Source organism: Arcanobacterium sp. (ex Cirak et al. 2026) (assembly GCF_053585065.1).
Window position 1 is genome coordinate 1 of sequence record NZ_JBQJCE010000008.1, and the last position, 20,598, is coordinate 20,598.

General features: G+C 53.4%; 22 protein-coding genes. 2 read left to right on the forward strand and 20 right to left on the reverse strand.

All coding sequences use genetic code 11. The features are described 5' to 3' along the window. Positions 1-415: 415 nt before the first annotated feature. The 11 genes from tyrS to ACTOVJ_RS05255 all read right to left on the reverse strand — a co-directional run bounded on the left by tyrS (position 416) and on the right by ACTOVJ_RS05255 (position 10,553). Entirely contained in the window at positions 416-1,681 is a 1,266-nt protein-coding gene (gene tyrS, locus ACTOVJ_RS05205; protein ID WP_449504150.1) for a tyrosine--tRNA ligase, read from the reverse strand. Positions 1,682-1,739: 58 nt separating this feature from the next. Beyond that, the gene (locus tag ACTOVJ_RS05210) at positions 1,740-2,228 is read right to left on the reverse strand and encodes an arginine repressor (protein ID WP_449502145.1); all 489 of its coding nucleotides are present in this window, start codon (positions 2,226-2,228) and stop codon (positions 1,740-1,742) included. Between the two features lie 81 nt (positions 2,229-2,309). Then, a complete protein-coding gene (locus ACTOVJ_RS05215) occupies positions 2,310-3,113 on the reverse strand; it encodes an SDR family NAD(P)-dependent oxidoreductase (protein WP_449504151.1) in 804 nt (267 codons plus the stop codon). Beyond that, the gene (gene pheT / locus ACTOVJ_RS05220) at positions 3,106-5,703 is read right to left on the reverse strand and encodes a phenylalanine--tRNA ligase subunit beta (RefSeq protein WP_449504152.1); all 2,598 of its coding nucleotides are present in this window, start codon (positions 5,701-5,703) and stop codon (positions 3,106-3,108) included. The genes ACTOVJ_RS05215 and pheT overlap by 8 nt, the downstream gene beginning before the upstream one ends. 2 nt (positions 5,704-5,705) lie before the next feature. Beyond that, a complete protein-coding gene (gene pheS / locus ACTOVJ_RS05225; RefSeq protein WP_449502142.1) occupies positions 5,706-6,782 on the reverse strand; it encodes a phenylalanine--tRNA ligase subunit alpha in 1,077 nt (358 codons plus the stop codon). An 88-nt stretch (positions 6,783-6,870) separates the two neighbouring features. After that, on the reverse strand, positions 6,871-7,728 hold the full coding sequence (locus ACTOVJ_RS05230; RefSeq protein ID WP_449504153.1) for a TrmH family RNA methyltransferase: 858 nt from the start codon (positions 7,726-7,728) through the stop codon (positions 6,871-6,873). A gap of 107 nt (positions 7,729-7,835) precedes the next feature. Next, positions 7,836-8,216: a 50S ribosomal protein L20 gene (rplT, locus tag ACTOVJ_RS05235; RefSeq protein ID WP_449502140.1), complete on the reverse strand. Its 381-nt coding sequence runs from the start codon at positions 8,214-8,216 to the stop codon at positions 7,836-7,838. A gap of 21 nt (positions 8,217-8,237) precedes the next feature. Then, positions 8,238-8,432: a 50S ribosomal protein L35 gene (rpmI, locus tag ACTOVJ_RS05240; RefSeq protein WP_278013474.1), complete on the reverse strand. Its 195-nt coding sequence runs from the start codon at positions 8,430-8,432 to the stop codon at positions 8,238-8,240. 39 nt (positions 8,433-8,471) lie between these two features. Continuing rightward, positions 8,472-9,248: a translation initiation factor IF-3 gene (gene infC, locus ACTOVJ_RS05245; RefSeq protein ID WP_449502139.1), complete on the reverse strand. Its 777-nt coding sequence runs from the start codon at positions 9,246-9,248 to the stop codon at positions 8,472-8,474. A 71-nt stretch (positions 9,249-9,319) separates the two neighbouring features. Next, the gene (locus ACTOVJ_RS05250; protein ID WP_449503013.1) at positions 9,320-10,030 is read right to left on the reverse strand and encodes an SseB family protein; all 711 of its coding nucleotides are present in this window, start codon (positions 10,028-10,030) and stop codon (positions 9,320-9,322) included. A gap of 10 nt (positions 10,031-10,040) precedes the next feature. Beyond that, positions 10,041-10,553: a hypothetical protein gene (locus ACTOVJ_RS05255; RefSeq protein WP_449504154.1), complete on the reverse strand. Its 513-nt coding sequence runs from the start codon at positions 10,551-10,553 to the stop codon at positions 10,041-10,043. Positions 10,554-10,756: 203 nt separating this feature from the next. Here ACTOVJ_RS05255 and ACTOVJ_RS05260 point away from each other — a divergent pair, with 203 nt between their 5' ends. Next, on the forward strand, positions 10,757-11,512 hold the full coding sequence (locus tag ACTOVJ_RS05260; RefSeq protein ID WP_449504646.1) for a VIT1/CCC1 transporter family protein: 756 nt from the start codon (positions 10,757-10,759) through the stop codon (positions 11,510-11,512). A 64-nt stretch (positions 11,513-11,576) separates the two neighbouring features. Here ACTOVJ_RS05260 and uppS read toward each other — a convergent pair whose 3' ends face one another. From uppS to hrcA, 9 genes are read right to left on the reverse strand one after another with little or no spacing between them, the layout of a single operon-like run. After that, positions 11,577-12,338, reverse strand: coding sequence for a polyprenyl diphosphate synthase (gene uppS, locus ACTOVJ_RS05265; RefSeq protein ID WP_449502135.1), 762 nt, complete (start codon positions 12,336-12,338; stop codon positions 11,577-11,579). A 9-nt stretch (positions 12,339-12,347) separates the two neighbouring features. Next, a complete protein-coding gene (gene recO, locus ACTOVJ_RS05270; RefSeq protein WP_449504156.1) occupies positions 12,348-13,076 on the reverse strand; it encodes a DNA repair protein RecO in 729 nt (242 codons plus the stop codon). Positions 13,077-13,118: 42 nt separating this feature from the next. After that, positions 13,119-14,027 (reverse strand): GTPase Era, encoded by a 909-nt coding sequence (gene era / locus ACTOVJ_RS05275; protein ID WP_449504157.1) that lies wholly within the window; start codon positions 14,025-14,027, stop codon positions 13,119-13,121. Continuing rightward, positions 14,020-15,258, reverse strand: coding sequence for a hemolysin family protein (locus ACTOVJ_RS05280; RefSeq protein ID WP_449502132.1), 1,239 nt, complete (start codon positions 15,256-15,258; stop codon positions 14,020-14,022). The genes era and ACTOVJ_RS05280 overlap by 8 nt, the downstream gene beginning before the upstream one ends. Positions 15,259-15,268: 10 nt before the next feature. After that, positions 15,269-15,769 (reverse strand): rRNA maturation RNase YbeY, encoded by a 501-nt coding sequence (gene ybeY, locus ACTOVJ_RS05285; protein ID WP_449504647.1) that lies wholly within the window; start codon positions 15,767-15,769, stop codon positions 15,269-15,271. Further along, complete coding sequence (locus tag ACTOVJ_RS05290) at positions 15,766-16,722, reverse strand: PhoH family protein (protein ID WP_449504158.1); 957 nt, start codon at positions 16,720-16,722, stop codon at positions 15,766-15,768. Before ACTOVJ_RS05290 ends, ybeY begins: the two co-directional genes overlap by 4 nt. After that, the gene (locus ACTOVJ_RS05295; RefSeq protein ID WP_449504159.1) at positions 16,710-17,492 is read right to left on the reverse strand and encodes a 16S rRNA (uracil(1498)-N(3))-methyltransferase; all 783 of its coding nucleotides are present in this window, start codon (positions 17,490-17,492) and stop codon (positions 16,710-16,712) included. Before ACTOVJ_RS05295 ends, ACTOVJ_RS05290 begins: the two co-directional genes overlap by 13 nt. Beyond that, complete coding sequence (dnaJ, locus tag ACTOVJ_RS05300) at positions 17,492-18,616, reverse strand: molecular chaperone DnaJ (protein ID WP_449504160.1); 1,125 nt, start codon at positions 18,614-18,616, stop codon at positions 17,492-17,494. The genes ACTOVJ_RS05295 and dnaJ overlap by 1 nt, the downstream gene beginning before the upstream one ends. A gap of 13 nt (positions 18,617-18,629) precedes the next feature. After that, positions 18,630-19,646 (reverse strand): heat-inducible transcriptional repressor HrcA, encoded by a 1,017-nt coding sequence (hrcA, locus tag ACTOVJ_RS05305; RefSeq protein ID WP_449504161.1) that lies wholly within the window; start codon positions 19,644-19,646, stop codon positions 18,630-18,632. Positions 19,647-19,752: 106 nt separating this feature from the next. On the opposite strand from hrcA, the gene ACTOVJ_RS05310 reads away from it, so the two are divergent. After that, positions 19,753-20,598, forward strand: coding sequence for a DUF3097 family protein (locus tag ACTOVJ_RS05310; RefSeq protein WP_449504162.1), 846 nt, complete (start codon positions 19,753-19,755; stop codon positions 20,596-20,598).

Here is a 20,598-nt window from a genome sequence, read left to right on the forward strand (position 1 = left end):
AAAACCAACCCAAACCAAACACCAAAAATGTTCAATCCAAGTCAGACATAAAAAGCTGACACACTATTGAGATCTCAAACAACACACTCACTTCAGAGTCATCCCTTACGAAATTTCCCTTCAGAGGCTGGGTTAAAATTTAACCCATTGTCGCGAAAGCGTCAAATCATCATTCCAATTATCAGCACTGCACTGCGTAAATCCCAGCGATTTATTCTCGTTGTTCATTCCTTCATGCCTCGCAACAGGAAAATACTTTAGCCGGTTATCTAAACTCCGTCAAATCATTTTAAAGTGTCGCCCGTCACTTTTGTTTTTCTTCTGTTTTTCGCCCTCGTTTCCATGAGAAATAGCAACGGCGGGGCTGGCTTTCATTAAGCCAGCCCCGCCGTCTGATGAATCAGGAGCAAGATAATTATTGTTGTACGACCCGAACTACTGCCTGATTCTTTCGCCCCTTACGAATCAAAATAATTCCTCCCGGGAGAAGATCGGCTTCGGTCATCTTTCGATCAGCATCGTCAACCTTGATGTTATTGATGTTTGCTCCGCCCGATTCGATGGTTCGACGTGCCGCACCACGGCCTTTTTCAAATCCGAGGGAAACAAGTACATCCATCAGCTCATCACCAAGTTTAACTTGGGCGTGCGGCAATTCGGCGGTTGCATCAGCCAGGGTACGCTCATCGAGCCCTGCCGGATTCTCCTTTCCAAAGAGAACCGCTGAAGCCGCGATAGCGCGCTTCGCATTCTCCTCGCCATGAACCCAGGTGGTGACTTCCTCAGCCAAAACTTTCTGCGCCTGTCGAGCCTGGGGTTGTTCAGACACTGCACGCTCAAGATCGGCAATTTCTTCGCGTGAGAGGAAAGTGAATACTTTGAGCATATGAATGACGTCATTATCAGCTGTATTCAACCAGAATTGATAGAACTTGTAAGGCGAAAGCATGTCCGGGTTAAGCCACACAGCACCACCCTCGGTCTTGCCAAACTTTGTTCCATCGGATTTCGTGATAAGCGGGTTAGTCAAAACGTGAACTGACTTACCTTCAACCTTTCGGATGAGATCCATTCCGCCTGCCATGTTGCCCCATTGATCGTTCCCACCAACTTCGAGGGTACAGTCATAGCGTCGGAACAGTTCTAGGTAATCATTGGCCTGAAGTATCTGGTACGAAAACTCTGTGTAGGACAGCCCTTCGTCGGACTCAAGACGACGCGAAACGATATCTTTATTCAGCATCGTTCCCATGCGGAAGTTTTTCCCGAGATCACGCAAGAAATCAATCGCGCTCATTTTCTCGGTCCAGTCAAGGTTATTGACAGTGCGTGCCGGGTTATCACCCTCGAAATCAAGGAGCGACTCAAGTTGCGCCTTGAGCGCATCAGCCCAACCAGCTACGACATCGCGGGTATTGAGTGTGCGCTCACCTTTCGCACGTGGATCACCCACCAGACCTGTTGCTCCCCCAATAAGGATCAGTGGATGATGCCCAGCAAGCTGGAGATGGCGCATGAGCTTCACTGCAACAAGATGTCCATGGTGGAGTGAAGGCGCCGTCGGATCAAAACCGCAATAGAACGTCACCGGCCCCGATTCGAGCGCTTCTTTGAGGGCGTCGAAATCAGTATGCTGAGCGATCAGCCCACGCCATTGCAATTCTTCGAGGACATCAGTCACGGTCTTTCCTTTCTATGGTCACCCAACTATTGTGCCCTAGGTTCTCCCAAAAGGCGATTTACCGTCCCACACGCCCAAGCAGCTCTTCGCGTAACAATTGTGCACGTTCAGACGAATCGGTAATGACCAACACCGTGTCGTCACCGGCGATACATCCAAGTACACCGACAAGAACCGCGCGGTCAATCGCTGATGCGAGAAGTTGCGCAGCACCAGGCACTGTTCGAAGAACAATCTGGTTTAATGCGGCCTCTGCTCCTGTCATCAACTCGCTCGCCCACCGTTCAAACTGCCCCGGAGCGCCGGCGTCGGCGAAGCTCAGTTCAACCGCATCAGGAATCTTATAGACGCGTACGCCTTCTGCGTTGTATTCCTTGTAGGCGCGAAGTTCTTCCAAATCGCGCGAAAGTGTCGCCTGAGTGACATTGATACCGATATCAGAGAGAAACAACCTCAGTGCCGCTTGTGACGCCACAGCGTGATGTTCGATGATGTCGACGATTTTTGCCTGACGTGCAGTGCGGGTTTTCGGGACCGAGTTCGGCATGAGCCCCTTCTTCCATGTTGAATAGATATGAAACTTGAAGCATTGTAATGCACAACGACTGCAGGTGTGAACAACAAAAACTCAGTTGTCAAATCCCGTCATCCTCAAACGCCGATCCTCGTGTCCGATACCAGACAGCGAACGTTCTTTGAGATCTGCCAACGTATCTGTCCCGGCACGAACCTGTGCCCCAGACAGGCCGTCGAGATCTCCGTCGACGGCGGCGGCGATAATCTGTGCCACCTCGCTAGCATCATTCCACTCAGTGCGCCCAATATGCATATCAGCATCACGAGTCATGTCGGTTTTCACAACACCTGGTGCAACTTCGAGAACTCTCAGTCCACGTGTATATCCTGCCTCATGTAACGATGAACCCAAACGAAAAAGCGCTGTCTTCGATACGTAATAAGCCACGGTCTTCGGTGTGTCCCATATCGCAGCACCAGAGGAAAGATCAATGATCCTGCCAAATCCAGCCTCGAGCATATCCGGGACAAACGCGTGAGCAAGCAGATACGGTGCCCGCACATTGACTTCCATCACATGCCACCATGCCTGAGGGGCATCGTCCCATGGGGCGACTTCGGCTCCCATCACGCCTGCGTTATTGATCAATGTATCTGGAACACAACCATCGAGACGAATCTGAGCAACCAATTCATTAATAGAATCAACATCAGAAAGTTCAGCTGCGTAAGTATAAACACTCGCACCCAATTCCCGACATATTGTGGCCTGTTCCTGAAGAGCGGACCGCGATCTGGCAACCAATAATAGTGTGCGCCCCGGGGCAGCAATCGTCCGCGCGATCACTGCCCCGATACCACGTGAAGCACCAGTCAACAGAATGACCTGAGACTGTAGTCCCCTGTGCTCAACCACGCAGCTGTGCTCCCAACTCCGAACGAGTACGCTTGACAATTTTGTCTCGCAAGCCAGCCGTTTCTTCAGCGGACAGTGTGTGATCCACCGAGCGGAAGCGCAGCGCAAATGCTAAAGATTTTTTACCATCTTCAACCTGATCTCCACGGTAAATATCAAAGAGGTGAAGATCCTCCAGAACGTCTCCGGCCGCGTCACGAATCACTGTAGCGACGTCGTCGATCGTATATTTTTCATCGACAACAAGCGCAATATCTTCCTTTGCTGACGGGTAGGTGGCGACAGGAGCTACCTGAATAGGCTCCCCGCCACGGGCTTCCATAAGCGCATCGGCATTGAATTCAAAAGCGATGGAACGCTTGGGTAGATCGAACGCCTGAGCAACCTTCGGGGCAAGCTCCCCCGCGTAGCCCACGATAGCTCCTGCCACGACTAATGCTCCGGTTCGTCCCGGATGGAACGGCGCATACTGGGCTTTTTCAACTTTTGCTTCAACACCAACGCTCCGTGCAGCACCTTTGAGAGCTTCGATGGCATCTCGCCAGTCCCAAATTTCTTGTTCGAAACCAAAAACAGACGCAGTGACTTGAGGGGTTGCTACTCCAGCAATATGGAATGGCTGCATTGGAATCGCATCGTGGAGTTGGCGCAAAACATCGTCCGATGGACGACAGCCAGCCCCTGGATTATCCACGTTCAGCATTTTTCCTGGCAATGTCACGAGTGAAGTCTCAAAAATCGCGACATGTGGGTTACCACGTGCAACATTCATCTTCGCAGTCGCTAAGAGCGATGAAAGAATCGAGGTACGCATATACGGCGCGTCCTCTTGCAACGGATTGGCAAGACGAATTGCGCGGCGTCGAGGGTCATCAAGCTCGATTTGTTGCATGTCAAAAGATGCTGCCGACACGAATGGGTAGCTCAGAACCTGTATCCAGCCCTGCTCAGCAAAGGTGCGAGCAAAGTCCCGCCGTTGACGTTGTGTCACGGTAAGGCCACGTCCAGCCGGAGCATGTGGAATTTTCGACTCAATCTTGTCATAGCCAATGAGTCGGGCAATTTCTTCAACATAGTGAGCCGGGCCGACGAGGTCTGGGCGCCAGGTTGGCGGCGTTACAGACAATAGGCTATTTTCGCCGTCTTCCTTGAGTACCTCGACAGTGACGCCGATTTCACGAAGAATTTTCACCGTCTGATCAACCGAAGGGTTCAATCCCACCAAACGCGCAGTTTCAGCGGTATTGAATTTCTGCGCGGCCGGTAACGACACTTGATTAAACTCGAAGTTGGCTTCATCAATATGCCCGCTGCCAAATTCAACCAAAATTTCGGCCACACGTTGGGCAGCAATCGCTGTAATCAGAGGGTCAACACCACGCTCGAACCTCTTGGACGCCTCCGAAGGAAGACGGTGACGACGAGCCGATCGTGCAATCGACACCGCATCAAAGTGAGCAGCTTCAATAAGAATATCAGTGGTTGATTCGGAGATTTCAGTGGCGCAGCCACCCATCACACCAGCCAAGCCAATGACTCGTGCTCCATGACCACCTGTCGAATCTGCGATGACAAGATCTTCTGGGTCAAGTGTTCGATCGACATCATCGAGTGTCGTGAGCTTTTCACCTTCCTGCGCACGTCGAACAACAAGTGGAGCCACGATTTTGTCCATATCATAAGCATGAAGCGGCTGCCCAAGATCAAGCATCACGTAGTTAGTAGCATCAACAGCCAATGAAATCGGACGCATTCCTGCTTGTGTCAGGCGCTCTTGCATCCACTTTGGCGACGATGCGTTTGGATTCACACCGCGCACGATACGTGTCACGAACCGATCAGCACCTGGCACGTCATGGATAGGAGCGTCATCGTGAACTTCAACGGCAACGCCATTGTTATTAAATGGAGCTAAGGGAACGTCATAATTCTCTTCAAGTCCCGGATCAACGAAACGCGCGCCGGTAGAATGGGAGAACTCGCGAGCAACACCACGCATCGAGAAGCAATAGCCACGATCGGGCGTAACGTTAATTTCAAGAACTTCGCTGTCCAGTCCGAGGTATCCCAGCACGTCTTCGCCTGGATCCGGAATCTGAGCGATTGCATCAGCATCGCCTTCATGGGCAAGAACAATAATGCCATCGCTCTCCTGTGCAAGTCCGAGTTCAGTGGCGGAACAGATCATGCCATCTGAAATATGCCCGTATGTCTTGCGCGCTGCGATCGCAAAATCACCTGGAAGCACGGCCCCTGGAAGTGATACGACGACGTAGTCACCTTCAACGAAGTTATGGGCACCACAAATGATACCCTTCGATGGGAAATCAACAGGCTCCTTGCCTGTACCAGGCTCGTCATTGTATTTGCCGACGTCGACACGGCAGTAGTTGATCAGTTTGCCGTTCTTCTGCTCTTCTTTCGCTAACGTCAGAACCTTGCCGACGACGATCGGCCCCGTCACGTCGCTACGATGAATTTCTTCTTCCTCCAAGCCGACCTTGACCAGATCAGCGGCAAGTTGCTCAGCACTCAAACCGGCAGGAATGTCAACGTGCTCTTTTAACCAATCAATGGGAACGAATGGCATAGTCAGTTGCCCCTTCCTGTTGTGCCGAATTGAGCTGAGAAACGTACATCGCCTTCGACCATGTCGCGCATGTCAGCGATTCCATGACGGAGCATGAGGGTTCGCTCAATCCCCATACCGAACGCAAACCCTGTATAGACTTCAGGATCAATGCCTGAGTTTCTCAATACTTCGGGGTTTACCATTCCGCAACCGCCCCATTCGATCCAGCCTGGACCGCCCTTCTTTTGCGGGAACCACAGATCCATCTCTGCACTGGGCTCGGTGAAGGGGAAATACGACGGGCGCAAGCGCGTCTTTGCCTCTGGGCCGAACATTGATCGGGCGAAGTGATCAAGCGTTCCCTTCAAATGTTCCATGGTTAAGCCTTTATCGACTGCGAGACCCTCAACCTGATGGAACACCGGCGTGTGAGTAGAATCCAAGGCGTCCGTGCGGAAAACCTTCCCTGGGCAGGCAATATAGAGCGGAACTCCACGATCAAGCATCACATGCGACTGAACTGGTGAGGTATGTGTGCGCAAAACAAGTCCATGAGCTTCATCAATCTCACCCCGACCCACTTCTTGGACACCGGCGATGTAAAAGGTATCTTGCATCTGGCGTGCCGGGTGATCGGGGCCAAAATTCAACGAATCAAAATTGAACCACTCGTGCTCAAGCTCTGGACCTTCGGCAATCTCCCATCCCATACCGACGAAGAAATCACTGATATCTTCCACGAGAACTGTGAGCGGATGGCGAGCGCCAAGAGCGCCACGTCGAGTCGGCATCGTGACATCTACCGATTCTTCAGCAAGCATCTTTTCTTCGGCCTCCGCTTCGAGACGAATAGTTGCCTGCGAAAGCGCTGCTTGAATGTGCTTGCGCGCAGCCCCCATGAGCTTTCCTGCGACGGGCTTATCTGCCTTGTCAAGGTTGCGGATTTGCATATTAGCGGCGGTGATCGGCGCGTTGTCGCCAGAATGAGCCAGGCGCGCAGCCTTAAGCTCCTCTAACGACGACGCAGCTGCGAATGCCTCCTCGGCAGCAACAACTGCGGCGTTGATTCCGGCCTCATCGAGCGGACTGAGATCCATAGTGACCTTTCACTTTTCGCAATCGGATAATGCGCATACTCATTCATTCTAGCGGGTTTGTGTCGCTATGTGGATCTATGCGGTCGCACTAGATCGCAAAAGATCGACGTTGAGCGGACGCTGATGCATATAGACAGAGGGTCGCCGCCATCGCGACATTGAGTGACTCAGAGTTACCCCACATGGGCAGAGAAACGACAGCGTCAGCAAGAGCACGTTGCTCAGAAGTGAAGCCGTGGGCTTCATTGCCAACTAGCCACAAGGTCGGCCGACGTAGATCGACACCGGCAGGTTCCACACCCCGAGCGCTTGCCAGAATAGTAGCCTGCTGAAGATCGATTAAATCGGTGTCACCTCCTCCGTCGGCAAGGAGAACCTGCATTCCGTGTGACTTGACTCGCGCAACCACAGTGACCACATCCTCTTCCTCGAGAATAGGCAAGTGGAAAGCTGAGCCAGCAGTGGATCGAATAACCTTCGGGTTCGTTGCCTCGACGCTTCCCGCACCGAGAATCACCGCGTCTGCACCAGCAGCATCCGCGCTTCGAATGATTGTCCCAAGATTTCCTGGATCAGAGAGTTGCACTGGGCAAACAATGAGCGACGGCGATTGCGCCATGAGTTCGTCAAACTCAAGTTCATCAGGAATATCGATGACAGCGAGGAGTCCCTGTGCTGTGAGCGTGACCTGCTCAAAGAGATCTTCAGGCAAGATATGAGTGAAAGGGTCGACTGATCGGAGCAAGGAGTCGATATCCGGGTGCGCATCCAATCCAGTGTGGGTGACGTACACATCCCGGATCAATTGTGGACAGTAGCGCAGGACTTCACGTACCGCTTGTGGGCCTTCGACTACTGCCTGTTCCCATTTACGCCGTGATGAGCGCGAGTACAAGCCCACAACCTTCTTGAGTTGACCGGTCATCCGATCCATCGTTTTACGCATATCTCGATTCTACCGGGCATCAATAGTTGACGTTAATTGAGGTGCATCGATGCGGCAGAAAAGAAAGGTGCGCACCCCGGAAGGTGCGCACCTTGAAAAAGCCGTTTTCAGGCAACTGGAGCATTTACATCAGTTGGAAGAGCCTTGCGAGCCTTCTCAACAACAGCGGCAAATGCTGCAGGATCGTTCACGGCGAGCTCAGCGAGCATACGGCGGTCGATCTCTAGTTCAGCCAAACGAAGACCTTGGATGAGTCGGTTGTAGGTCATGCCGTTAGCGCGAGCACCAGCGTTGATACGTGCGATCCAGAGCTTGCGGAACTCGTTCTTGCGAGCCTTGCGATCACGGTAGTTGTACACGAACGAGTGCGTGACTTGCTCCTTGGCCTTACGGTAAAGGCGGGAGCGCTGACCGCGGTAACCTGAGGCGCGGTCGAGGGTTGTGCGACGCTTCTTCTTAGCGTTAACGGCGTTCTTTACGCGTGCCATAGTCTTTTTCTCCTTTTAGCTTCAGCGTCCGAGCAGCTTCTTCATCATCTTGACGTCCGCGCGCGCGACCGGCTGATCCGAGGACAGGCGGCGTGTACGGCGGGAGGACTTGTGCTCAAGGAGGTGGCGCTTGCCAGCCTGCTCACGCATGAGCTTGCCCTTACCGGTAACACGGATACGCTTCTTGGTACCCGAGTGAGTCTTCATCTTCGGCATGATGTACCCCTTCTTTTCGAATCCCTGAGGGATTGGTTTCTACTTCTCGTCCGATTCGCTCTTAGCGGCGACTCGCTGCGCATTCTTTTCGGTGCGACGTGCTTCCTCAGCCTTACGATGGTCACGCTCAGCTTCACGACGGCGGCGTTGATCTGACTTCGCTTCAGACTTCTTCTTTAGCGGCGCCAAAACCATCACCATATTGCGGCCGTCAACACGCGGTGCCGATTCCAATGTGGAATTTTCCTTCAGATCCTCAGCAACCTTCTGCATGAGTTTCAGGCCAACCTCGGGGCGCGATTGCTCGCGACCGCGGAATCGCAGCTGAACCTTCACCTTGTCGCCACCATCAAGGAATTTGTTGGCGTGCTTAAGTTTGGTCTCATAATCATGCGAGTCGATCTTCAGGCTCAGACGAATCTCTTTAATCTGAGTATTTGCCTGATTACGGCGGGCGTCGCGGGCTTTCTGGGCGGCTTCGTATTTGTACTTGCCGTAGTCCATAAGCTTTGCGACGGGAGGATTAGCGTTCGGCGCCACCTCAACTAGATCGAGGTTCGCTTCGCTTGCCAGACGCAGCGCGTCTTCGACGCGAACCACTCCGACCTGCTCACCCGCAGGACCAACAAGGCGGACCTCGCGGACGCGAATACGATCGTTGACTCTTGGCTCGTTAATAATTGCTCCTCTGCTCCGTTCCGAATGCGCACGGAGTTCACAAGGGCAACGGCAAAAGGCCGTTTTGTGAAACCCGATCCCTGAGGGATCCAGGTGGGATTGCTCCGCTTGCGTTCCGGCAATCTGCCGGTCGGTCACGTGTAGTCTAGCACTAATACAACTTGTGCTTCATTTAGCGAAGGTGCGGTCACAAGGTGACGTTGCACACGCTAACTGAGCACCGGTCGGATCTCGACAGCATCAAGGCGCGCCTTGATGTACTCATTAGTCTCAATCAACGATGTGAGCGCAGCAATGAGAACGAGCACCTCTTGCTTGTCCATGCCTCCTACAACGAGTTCGACCACCGTCGTCCCATCCGCGCCAGGGACGAGACGAACACGTGCGTCATCACCGAGACCATCGTTGAGAATCTCAGCAAGATACGGATCTTCCCAGGGTGCACGCCATGGTGTGCGAGTCGCCAGAGCAACAACAGCGCTACGTCCAATCCATGTTTGGCTTGCAAGACCTGGATCAAGCGTAATGAGACCAATTTCAAGACGAAGAGCCTCCGAAGCGACGGTCATAATATTCGCCGGAACAGGACGAGCCTGCGGATTCCAGGCTCCCATCGCCTGAGCTGAGGAAAAAACAACAAGCGAATCACGGCCACCTGGAAATGGAATCTTCACGAGGGAATCATCCTCTGTCCCACAGGCATTGGTGGCCACTTTTTCGTGCTCAATCACGGCACCATCAGTATTACGCCCCGGATGCGCATGTGGGACAACGGGAACTAAGACGCGACCAAGTGCATCCACTACGGCTTTCGCCCGAAGATCCTCAGGCTGTGTAAGCGCATGTGCGAGGGGCGGTTCGATCGAACCATCATCTCCCGCGAAGGGGTTTCCTCCTGTAAGGTCTCGAGGGATCGGCATCTCGTTCCTTTCACGAATCAGTTCGTCCACGTTTGTTCAGGACTGACTGAAGATCTTGTGGGCTTAATTCAGCGGTGTTCATCGCATTGGAGAAAGACGCGAGATCTCCCCCGATCAACAAATCCTCGATCTCATCTGGCAAAGCGTTGATGAGCTGCCCAGCGTGCAGATCTTCTCCACGTTCACCGGATTGAACGCGGTGAGCTTTGACGAGTCCTGATACACCTGGCTCTGATCCAACATCATCTCCAAGGCTAACCTCCATGACGACGACGCCGTAGTCGGTGAGTACCGAAAGCACACCAGCTGCATACTCAGTCGGCGTCGGCTCTTTCTTGTTTGTGTCGGAATCGCCCAGAAGTTCAGAGATGTCCCAATCGTGAAATTCCTCAGTTGCTTCATCGAGCGCAACGAGCACACCTGCGTCTGACGGAATCACATAGGCTGCAACACCACGCATCGCGAGCACCGCAGCCACAATCTCTTTTTCGGCGAATGGAGTTAGGATTACGCAACGTTTCATTGGCCTCTTCTTCCATGCAATTTTCGTCACTCAGCCTAACGCACACCGTTTTCACTTGCGACTTTACGGGGTCAATTAAAGATTTCTCGATGAACTTTGGACACCCTAAGAAACTTGACTTATTCAAAATAACGTAAGGCTTCCCTTGCTGGCCGGATTCAAAAATCAGACGTACATTCGAGACAGAACAAAGGAGAATCCCGATGGCAGTCCTCGATCACCCACTTTTCATAGAAGATATCCCCGCCGCATCCGAGACCGACTTCCCGGTCATCGAACCACGTTCCATCGGTGGAAAACTTAACTGGCTCCGCGCCGGCGTACTAGGGGCGAATGATGGAATTGTGTCGATCGCTGGATTGGTCACGGGTGTCTCAGGCGCTTCGTTGAGCGGCCATGCGCTACTTGCTGCTGGAATTGCCGGCATCGGCGCTGGTGCATTATCGATGGCAGCAGGCGAATATGTTTCAGTGTCCACACAGCGCGATTCCGAACGCGCAGCACTCTCACGCCAACGGGCATTTATCGACTCCGATCCGTCAGGAGCACAGCGCAAGTTAGCTGGCATGATCGCTGGACGGGGAATCTCTAAGCCGATAGCTGCCAAGATCGCGCGTGAGTTTTCTGCCCGCGATCCGTATGAAGCTCACGCCCACTATGAATTCGGGCTCGACTCTGATGAACTCACGAACCCGTGGCACGCTGCCCTTGCCTCGATGCTGGCTTTCGTGCTTGGCTCAATCATCCCGATGGCCGCGATTTTGCTCTCCCCTGTATCGATTGCTGTGGTGACGACGGCGATCGCTGTGTCAATTGCTCTTGCCATCACTGGAGGTGTCTCAGCGTCACTTGGCGATGCCCCGATTGCCCCGGCAATGATCCGCAATATCTTATGGGGGAACGCCGCAATGTGGGTGACCTATGGATTGGGGTACCTCGTCGGCGCTCCCATGGCATAGTCATCACGAATGATAGTTGAGGCGCACTGTCACAGCTCGTGCGCCTCCACTGTCATAACTGCAATTACTGCGCAATTTGATCTAACGCACTGCCAAAACGCCGCTCGCGTCCAGCGAACTGCTCAATACAGCGCCACAATATGCGACGGTCAAATTCCGGCCACGGTTCCGGAACGAACATAAATTCAGCGTAAGGAGACTGCCACAGCATAAAGTTCGACGTGCGTTGTTCGCCGCCGCTACGAATAAACAGATCAACGTCAGGTAAGTCAGGCTGATACATGTATCTGCTCAAGACATCGGGATCAATGTCTTTCACTCGCACAGTCCCGGACTCAACATCCGCAGCTAGCCGTGCTACAGCGTCGGCGATCTCAGCGCGGCCACCATAGTTACAGCAGAAATTGAGAACCATCGCACGATTGGATTCCGTGACTTTTTCAGCAGCTTTGAGCTCGGTGATCACCGATTTCCACAACCGTGGCACGCGACCTGACCACAACACTTTCACGCCCCAGTCGTTAAGTTCGCTGCGCCGTGAACGGATCACATCACGCGAATAATTCATCAAAAAAGCCACTTCACGTGGTGAACGCTTCCAATTCTCAGTCGAAAACGCATAAACAGAGAGCACCTTGACGCCTACTTCAAGACAACCAGCGATCGTATCCATGAGCGAGAGTTCACCAGCACGATGTCCTTCTGTGCGTGGTAAACCGCGAGCATTCGCCCAACGACCATTGCCGTCCATCACGATGGCGATGTGTGCAGGGGCATCCACTTTCGGTGGGGTCATCCCAGAGGGGTGAGGAGGAGGTGTGATCATGAAGCTAGCTTACCCGTTTGCCAACCTGAGTGAACGCACTGACCGTTCGACCTGGTATTGAGCATATGCTGCAATTAACGCAGCAACCGCTCGACGTGCAGGTGCGCTCGCCATCGTCGCAATCTTCCAATCACCGACGCTCAGTGCTGCCAGTAACTGCCACGTTTCCACCGACGGAGTTGCAGAACCTGGGGGGCGGCAATCGTCACATACGGCGCCTCCAGCGTAAACATTGAAGGCTTCATGTGGCCCTTCGACACCGCACTTGGCGCATTCAAAAATCGCCAGTTCCCACCCAGTGTGAGCAAGCGCGCGGACTATATAGGAGTTCATCAAGAGATCTGCGCCACGACTACCTTCAGCAAGTGCTGCTAGCGCACCGTGAAGAAGGCGAAACAGTGCGACATCTGGTTCTTCTTCTGCAGGCAATAGCCTCTGCGTGAGTTCAACCATCGCGCAGGCTGATGTATAGGCCTGATATGAGGAGACAATGTGGCGACCGAACTGATGAATAGATTCGGCCTGCGTCACGACATCGAGGCTACGCCCTTCGTAGAGTTGAAGATCGACGAAGGAAAATGGTTCAAGCCGCGCCCCAAAGCGAGATTTTGTGCGGCGAATACCTTTTGCTACCGCGCGCACAATCCCCCGCTCACGCGTAAATAATGTGACGATGCGATCGGCTTCGCCTAAATGTTGGTGACGAAGCACGATCGCATGAACACGGTAAGTTTTCACCTGACTATTATGGCACTGTCGCCAGGGCTCCGAAAGCCCTTCCTAAAAGCCGAGCTTGCCTAGTTGTTTCGGGTCACGCTGCCAATCACGAGCAACTTTAACGCGCAAGGAGAGGAAGACCTGGCGCCCTAATAGTTGTTCAATTCCAGCACGAGCAGCAGAGCCGACTGAACGCAAGCGGCTTCCCCCACGTCCGATGACAATCCCCTTTTGTGAATCTCGTTCCACAAAAATTGAGGCATGAATATCGATCATCGGTGGACGATGGTCTCCGCGGCGTGCCGGACGTTCTTCCATTTCCTCAATAATGACAGCGATCGAATGTGGCAACTCATCGCGGACGCCCTCAAGAGACGCTTCACGAATCAGATCCGCAATACGTTCTTCATCAGAGGCATCCGTGACCGAATCGGTAGGATAGAGGGGCGGAGAGATCGGCATCCGCTCAAGGATGAGGGATGACAGAAGCTCGACTTGGTCATTCTTGACTGCACTAACAGGAACAATCTCCTCGAAGTCACCCAGTTGTGAAATCTCGATGATCTTCGCGGCGAGTGCATCCTTGCTGACCTTGTCAACCTTGGTGATCACCGCGAAGATCGGCGCTTGTGCATGGGCAACAACACCGAGGAGATACCTATCTCCCGGGCCAACTTTCTCATCGGCCGGAAGGCATATCACAACAGCGTCCACGTCTTCGAGAGAATCACGAACCATGTCGTTCAGTCGCTCTCCTAGAAGAGTTCGTGGGCGGTGTAGCCCCGGTGTATCAACAAGAATCAGTTGTCCACTTGGACGCTGGACAATTCCGCGGACCGCACGCCGAGTTGTTTCGGGTTGATTTGCCGTAATGACAATCTTTTCTCCGACCATGGCATTGGTAAGTGTGGACTTTCCAGCATTCGGCCGTCCGACAATTGCGACGAATCCTGCGCGAAAGTCTTCAGTCATTTTCTTCCTCCGTTATGTTCGCACGCACCCATGCAAGTCGATTGCGCCTACCTTCAAATCCATCTGCCTTCAGATGAAGTCCTTGAACATCAACTGTACTTCCCCAGATCGGCACCTGACCGAGCGCCTTCGTCAGAAGACCACCAATTGTATCGACGTCATCGTCAATAAGCTCAAGTCCAAAGAGCTCACCCACCTCGGTAATAGGCATACGAGCAGGTAAGCGGTATATCCCTTCACTGAGTTGCTCGAGTTCGGGGAGAGCGCGATCGTGCTCATCGTTCATTTCACCGACGAGTTCTTCCAGAAGATCCTCGATCGTGACCAAACCAGCGATTCCGCCGTATTCATCTGCGACGAGTGCAATATGGTTCGAATCAGATTGCATCTGGTGGAGAAGATCGTCTGCCATCATTGTTTCGGGGACGAACACTGGAGTGCGCATCACCTCAGTGACCAACAGGCGATCAATTGCACCCTCGTGCATCCGCATGATGGCATCTTTGAGATATAGAATTCCCAAAAGATCATCTACCGATTCACCAGCCACTGGCACACGCGAAAAACCAGAGCGCGCAAAAAGTGACACGGCCTTATCCAATGTCTCTTCGCTGTCGATAGTGATCATATCCGGACGGGGAACCATCACTTCGCGAACGCGCGTGCTTGAGAGCTTGAAAACTGAAGCGAGAAGAGAACGTTCGTCGTCGTCCACTGCTTTCGATTCTGCCACACGTTCGACCATCGCCGTGCGTTGGCTCTCTTCATACGCTTCGCGTTCAATCTCATCAATCGGTTTACGCTCGCGCACAAACTTCGCGGTAAACCATGTCACGATAGCCAAAAAACGCTCGGTGGCTCCGATAATCGCCGCCGGATGTTTGTGACCAATTGAGGATGGAACGAGAACTCGCAGGAGAGGGAAAAGCACCACAATGCTTCCCACACAAATCACGGCAGTGACCCAATATGTCTGAGTCAGAGATTGCACAGCCAACGCTGAGGCAACAGCAAAGACTCCCACTTGAACGCCATAAATGAGATTGACTGCCGACGCCGCAGCAGGGCGTTGCTCGACAATGCGCAGGATATACTTCGCTCCCTCACTTTGAGCGTGGGCGGCTTGTGAACGTGAGATACGGGTCAGCGCAGCTCCGACAAGCGTTGTGTATGCAGAAGATGCAAGGGCAGCCAATGCCAATAGAACATAGAGTGTAAACTCGATACTCATATCGATCACTCTACTGGGGCGCGATCATGTCAATATCGCCATCCTGGAAATCGTCGCGACGCGAAGCGAGGAATGTCAGCAACAGCGTGCGCTGAAGGGTGAACATTTCTTTCTTCTCTTCAGGTTCAGCATGGTCGTATCCCAGCAGATGCAAGATTCCATGTGTCACGAGTAGCAAGATCTCTTCTTGCGTCGCATGACCGCCTTTGAGGGCTTGAACAGCGGCGACTGACGGCGAGACCACGATGTCTCCAAGCATTCCCGGCTTAGGTTCTTCTCCGAGCGGCGCTGGGCGAAGCTCATCCATCGGAAAAGACATCACATCCGTTGTCCCGTCAAGATCCATCCACTTCTTGTGCAAAGTCGACATTGCTTCGTCATCAATCATCATCACGTTAAGATCAGCCTGCGGATGCACGCGCATCTCATTGAGTACGAATGTCGCTAGCGCGGAAATCTCTGCTAAATCCGGAGCCGGGGTGTATCCCGATTCATCGTTGACTTCGATCATGATTCATCCTCTTCATAACGTGTGTAGGCGTCAATAATATCGGCTACGATCCGGTTACGAACGACGTCTGCCGAACCAAAATCTGAGAATGCCACGTTATCCACTCCCGCCAAAATCCGTCGGGCAAGCGCAAGCCCTGACGTCGCTTTGCGTGGAAGATCTACCTGAGTCAAATCGCCAGTAATGACCATCGTGGATCCAAAACCCAATCGAGTCAGGAACATTTTCATCTGCTCGGGTGTAGTGTTTTGCGCCTCGTCCAAGATCACGAATGCGTCCGTCAAAGTTCGGCCGCGCATGTACGCCAGTGGCGCAATTTCGATAGTTCCTGCCGCAAGAAGCTTCACGATCGCTTCTGGATCAAGCATGTCGTATAACGCATCATAGAGCGGCCGCATGTACGGATCGATCTTGTCATTCAGGGTTCCGGGTAAATATCCCAACGATTCTCCTGCTTCCACCACTGGACGTGAAAGCACAATGCGCTTGACATCTTTATTCATCAACGCCATGACTGCCTTGGCAACGGCCAGGTAGGTCTTCCCAGTGCCAGCAGGCCCGATACCAAAAGTCACAGCGTGTGCGTCAATCGCCTCAATATAGGCTTTCTGTCCAAGAGTTTTGGGGCGAATCGTTTTTCCGCGGGCGGTGACAATATCCGTACTCATCAGCACGGTCGGTCGAGCCAGTCCCGACTTCGTGATCGAAATAGCACGTTCAACAGCGTCAGTTGTCAAATGCTCGCCCGACACCACGACAGCAATCAATTCCCTCATCAGACGCCCAGCCAGGCTGATCTCTTCACTCGGACCGTTCATCGTAATCTTGTGTCCACGTACATGGAACGTCACCGGGAACAGTCCGTGTTCCAGAGTGCGCAACACGGCGTCGTCGTGTCCAAGCAGATTGATCATTGGCACGGACGCCGGAACCACCAGGTTCAGAGTCTCCATGAGTTTCCTCCTCGTGCCCGTAACACAGCAATTGCCCACGGCCCCGCTGTCGCTGAGCGAAGTACATGTTCGCCAAGCAGCACTACTTCCCCACCTGCATCGGCAAGAAGCATGATCTCCACATCACTGATTCCCCCCTCCGGGCCGACGACGACAGTGATCCGGGGCGCGCTGTCTCCTGCAAGCGACGTACCGTCAGAAAGCTTTGATACAAGTGTGTCTGTGGCCGACTCATGACAGATGAAGATACGTCCACCTGTCAATTTTTCAGCGCGTATCCACTCAGTGAGTTCTTTTGTTGACACAGGAGCGCCGACGGTGGGGATCCACGAACGCCGCGATTGTTTCGCAGCCGTCACCGCAACTCCCTGCCATTTGGCACGTCCTTTCTCCGTCTTCCCGGGATTCGACCAGGAAACGATCGTCCGATCAGACTCCCATGGAATCACGTGGTCAACACCGAACTCCGTCGCGGTTTCCACTGCCTGCTCGTCCCGTCCGCCCTTCGCAAGAGCCTGGACTAACACAATTTGCGGCCGCGAGGGTGCCTCCTCGAATGACTCGATGACTGTGCCTGTCAGCGATGTCTTCGAGACAGCGGTCACTTCGACCCTGACACGCACACCGCGACCCGACACGATGTCGAGTTCCTCGCCCGGATGCGTTCGTCGAACCGCTACTGCGTGTCGAGCCTCCTCACCTTCCAGAGAAAGCAGGGTGCCGCGTTCGAGTGGCACGAGCGACGGATCGACATAAACGGGTCGAGTCATTAGTTCCCTCCGAACTTTTCCCTGAGACGTGAAAACACCGTGGAATTCTCTGTGTTGCCATCAACCTTCGTCCGCTCCTCACCACGCAGCTCAGCAAGCTTGGCCAGAAGCTGGCGCTGTTCCTCGTCAAGGTGCGTCGGCGTCGTCACTGCAACTGTGATGAGCAAGTGCCCACGGTTACGTCGGCGCAAACGTCCCACACCGAGCTCTGCCAATGAAATGACTTTGCCCGCTTGGGTGCCCGGTTCAATCGTGATCGATTTATCACCGTCGAACGTCTCAATCGTCACATCAGTACCGAGAGCCGCTGAAGTCATAGGAACTTCGATTGTGGTCAGGAGATCGTCACCGCGTCGTTCGAAGAGGTGGTGAGGAGCCACGTGTACCTGCGCAAAAAGATCTCCTGCAGGACCGCCGCCAACACCGGCGTCACCCATGCCGGCAATTCGAATCTGCATCCCGTTATCCACTCCAGCAGGGATTTTAACGGTGGTGGTACGCGAGGCCGAGATACGCCCTTCTCCTGCACATTCGTGGCATGGGTGTGTGATCACGGTTCCGTATCCGCGGCAGGTTGGGCAAGCTGCCTGGGTAACCATCTGCCCGAGGAAGGATTGGGTCACCTTTTGAATCGAGCCGCTGCCTCCACACTGCGAACATGTTTCCGGGTCAAAACCTGGCTCACTCATCTCACCGTGACACGTATTACACTCGATCATCGCATCGTAGCTGAATTGATGGTCGGCACCGAACACAACATCCTGCAAGGTAATCTCGAGATCGACGAGGGTGTCACCGCCCTTCCGCGCTCGTGAAGCCGGCCCACGGCTCCCGCCCATCGGCCCTCCGAAGAACGAATTGAAAATGTCTTCAAAACCGAATCCATCGCCTCCAGGGAAACCGCCGCCTGAGCGCAACGCATCTGCTCCGCCCATGTCATACATCTTGCGCTTCTCATCGTTGCTCAAAATGTCGTAGGCCTCGGTTACTTCTTTGAACTGGTCTGCTCCCTCAGGACCGGCAACGTCGGGGTGCAACTTGCGAGCAAGCTTGCGGTATGCCTTCTTGATTTCCTCTGGGCTCGCATCGCGCGAAACACCGAGAACCTCGTAATAATCTGCCACGTGTTCCTTCCTTTTAGTCCTCGCCGGTTTGCCCCAGGATGTCGGACAGGTACTGGGCAACCGCATAAACCGAGCTCATCGCGCCCGGATAGTCCATTCGAGTTGGGCCAACAACGCCGAGACGTGCGACGGCTCCAGCGTGTCCTCCCGAATAATCCGTGGAGACAACAGACGTTTCTCCAAGATCGTCACCGTTTTCTGCACCAATTCGCACACCAAGTCCGCCCACTTGATGTGCCAGCAGACGAAGAAGAACAACTTGCTCTTCAAGTTTGTCGAGAACGGGAGCGATTTCCGCTGGATCACTACCGTACCGGGTGAGATTACCTGTGCCAGCCACCAAAACACGCTCTTCAACATCGGTGCGCAACGTCGCATCGATCGTTTCGATCACCGATGCTGCCAGTGCCCGAAGCGAAATTGGAAGCAATTCTTGTGCAGCGAGCCCACTGGGGTTGAGATTCTCGACAGAGGCGCCCACGCAGGTTTCATTCAGTGCGCAAGCAATCTGACGTAGCTCAATTTCTGTGTGGAACGATTCGGATGCTAACGTACGCTGTTCCACTCGCCCCGCGTCTGTAATGATCACCACAAGGATCACCCGTGGAGCGAGCAACAATAATTCAACATGACGCAAGGAAACTCGTGTCAGCGACGGGTATTGCACCACCGCTACTTGATGCGTGAATTGTGCGAGTAGACGAACAGTGCGTTCGAGAACATCGTCAAGGTCAACTGCTCCTGTGAGCATCTCATTAATTGCTGCGCGCTGTGCTTTTCTCAGTGGCTTAACTTTGGCAATGGAGTTCACGAAAGCGCGATATCCAGCATCCGTTGGGATACGTCCTGCCGACGTGTGCGGTTGCACGATTAATCCTGCTTCCTCAAGCTGGACCATATCGTTGCGCACAGTTGCCGGCGACACACCTAATTTATGGCGTTCTACCACTGCCTTGGAGCCGACAGGTTCACGAGTGGCTACGTACTCTTCCACGATTGCCTTGAGAACAATCGATTTGCGATCCGCCATCATTCACCTCCCTGGCACTTATTCGATCCGAGTGCTAATTCTACGCCGCAACTTGCCGACGTACATATCCCAAATTCAGCCCTACGCGTGCATTATCCTTGGGCGGGTGCGTTACTCAAATGATGTGTTGGCGAACTTTTCACGCAATCCGCAAGCTCGCGAAGTTGAAGTCGAAGTCGGAATGCTCTTAGAAGATCCTTCTTCTGGTTATGTTGGCGAAGTGATGAAAGTTTCTAAAATCGCCGGAAAATGGCAGATGGAGCTCGAAGATCGTTTTGCAAAACGCCGGTCGTTTTTCGTTGGCCCGGGATTTTGGATTGATGGTACTGCTGTCACGCTCGTCCCTCCCACACCCACAGCGCCGACGTCGGAGCTCAAGATGGTGGCCGGGGCACAGATCACTGCCTCAGGTTCGCGAGCTGTTGCTCACACGGCACGAGTCGCACGTCCCAGTCGAATTTGGGTTGAAGGAAAGCACGACGCCGAACTTGTTGCCAAAATTTGGGGCGAAGATCTCGCTTACGTGGGCATTATGGTTGAAGAGTTGTTCGGCGTTGATCATCTCCTTGAAGTACTGGAAGCATTCGAGCCAAATGATCGCCATCGCGCTGGGGTTTTGCTCGATCATCTTGTGCCCGGATCAAAGGAATCGCGTATCGCTCAGCAAGCAATGCAGATGCCCGGAGTGTTAGTCCTTGGCCACCCCTATGTTGATGTCTGGCAGGCAGTCAAACCACACGTCGTCGGGATCCCCCAATGGCCTGATGTTCCGCGTACGGAAGATATCAAAATCGGTACGTTAACACGGCTAGGATGGCCACACGAAACGAAAGAAGATATTGGCTTGGGATGGAAACGAATCCTTGACTCAGTTCACTCCTATACCGATCTCTCACCCGCGCTTCTGGGCAGAATGGAAGAACTGATCGACTTCGTTACCGAAGGCGAATAA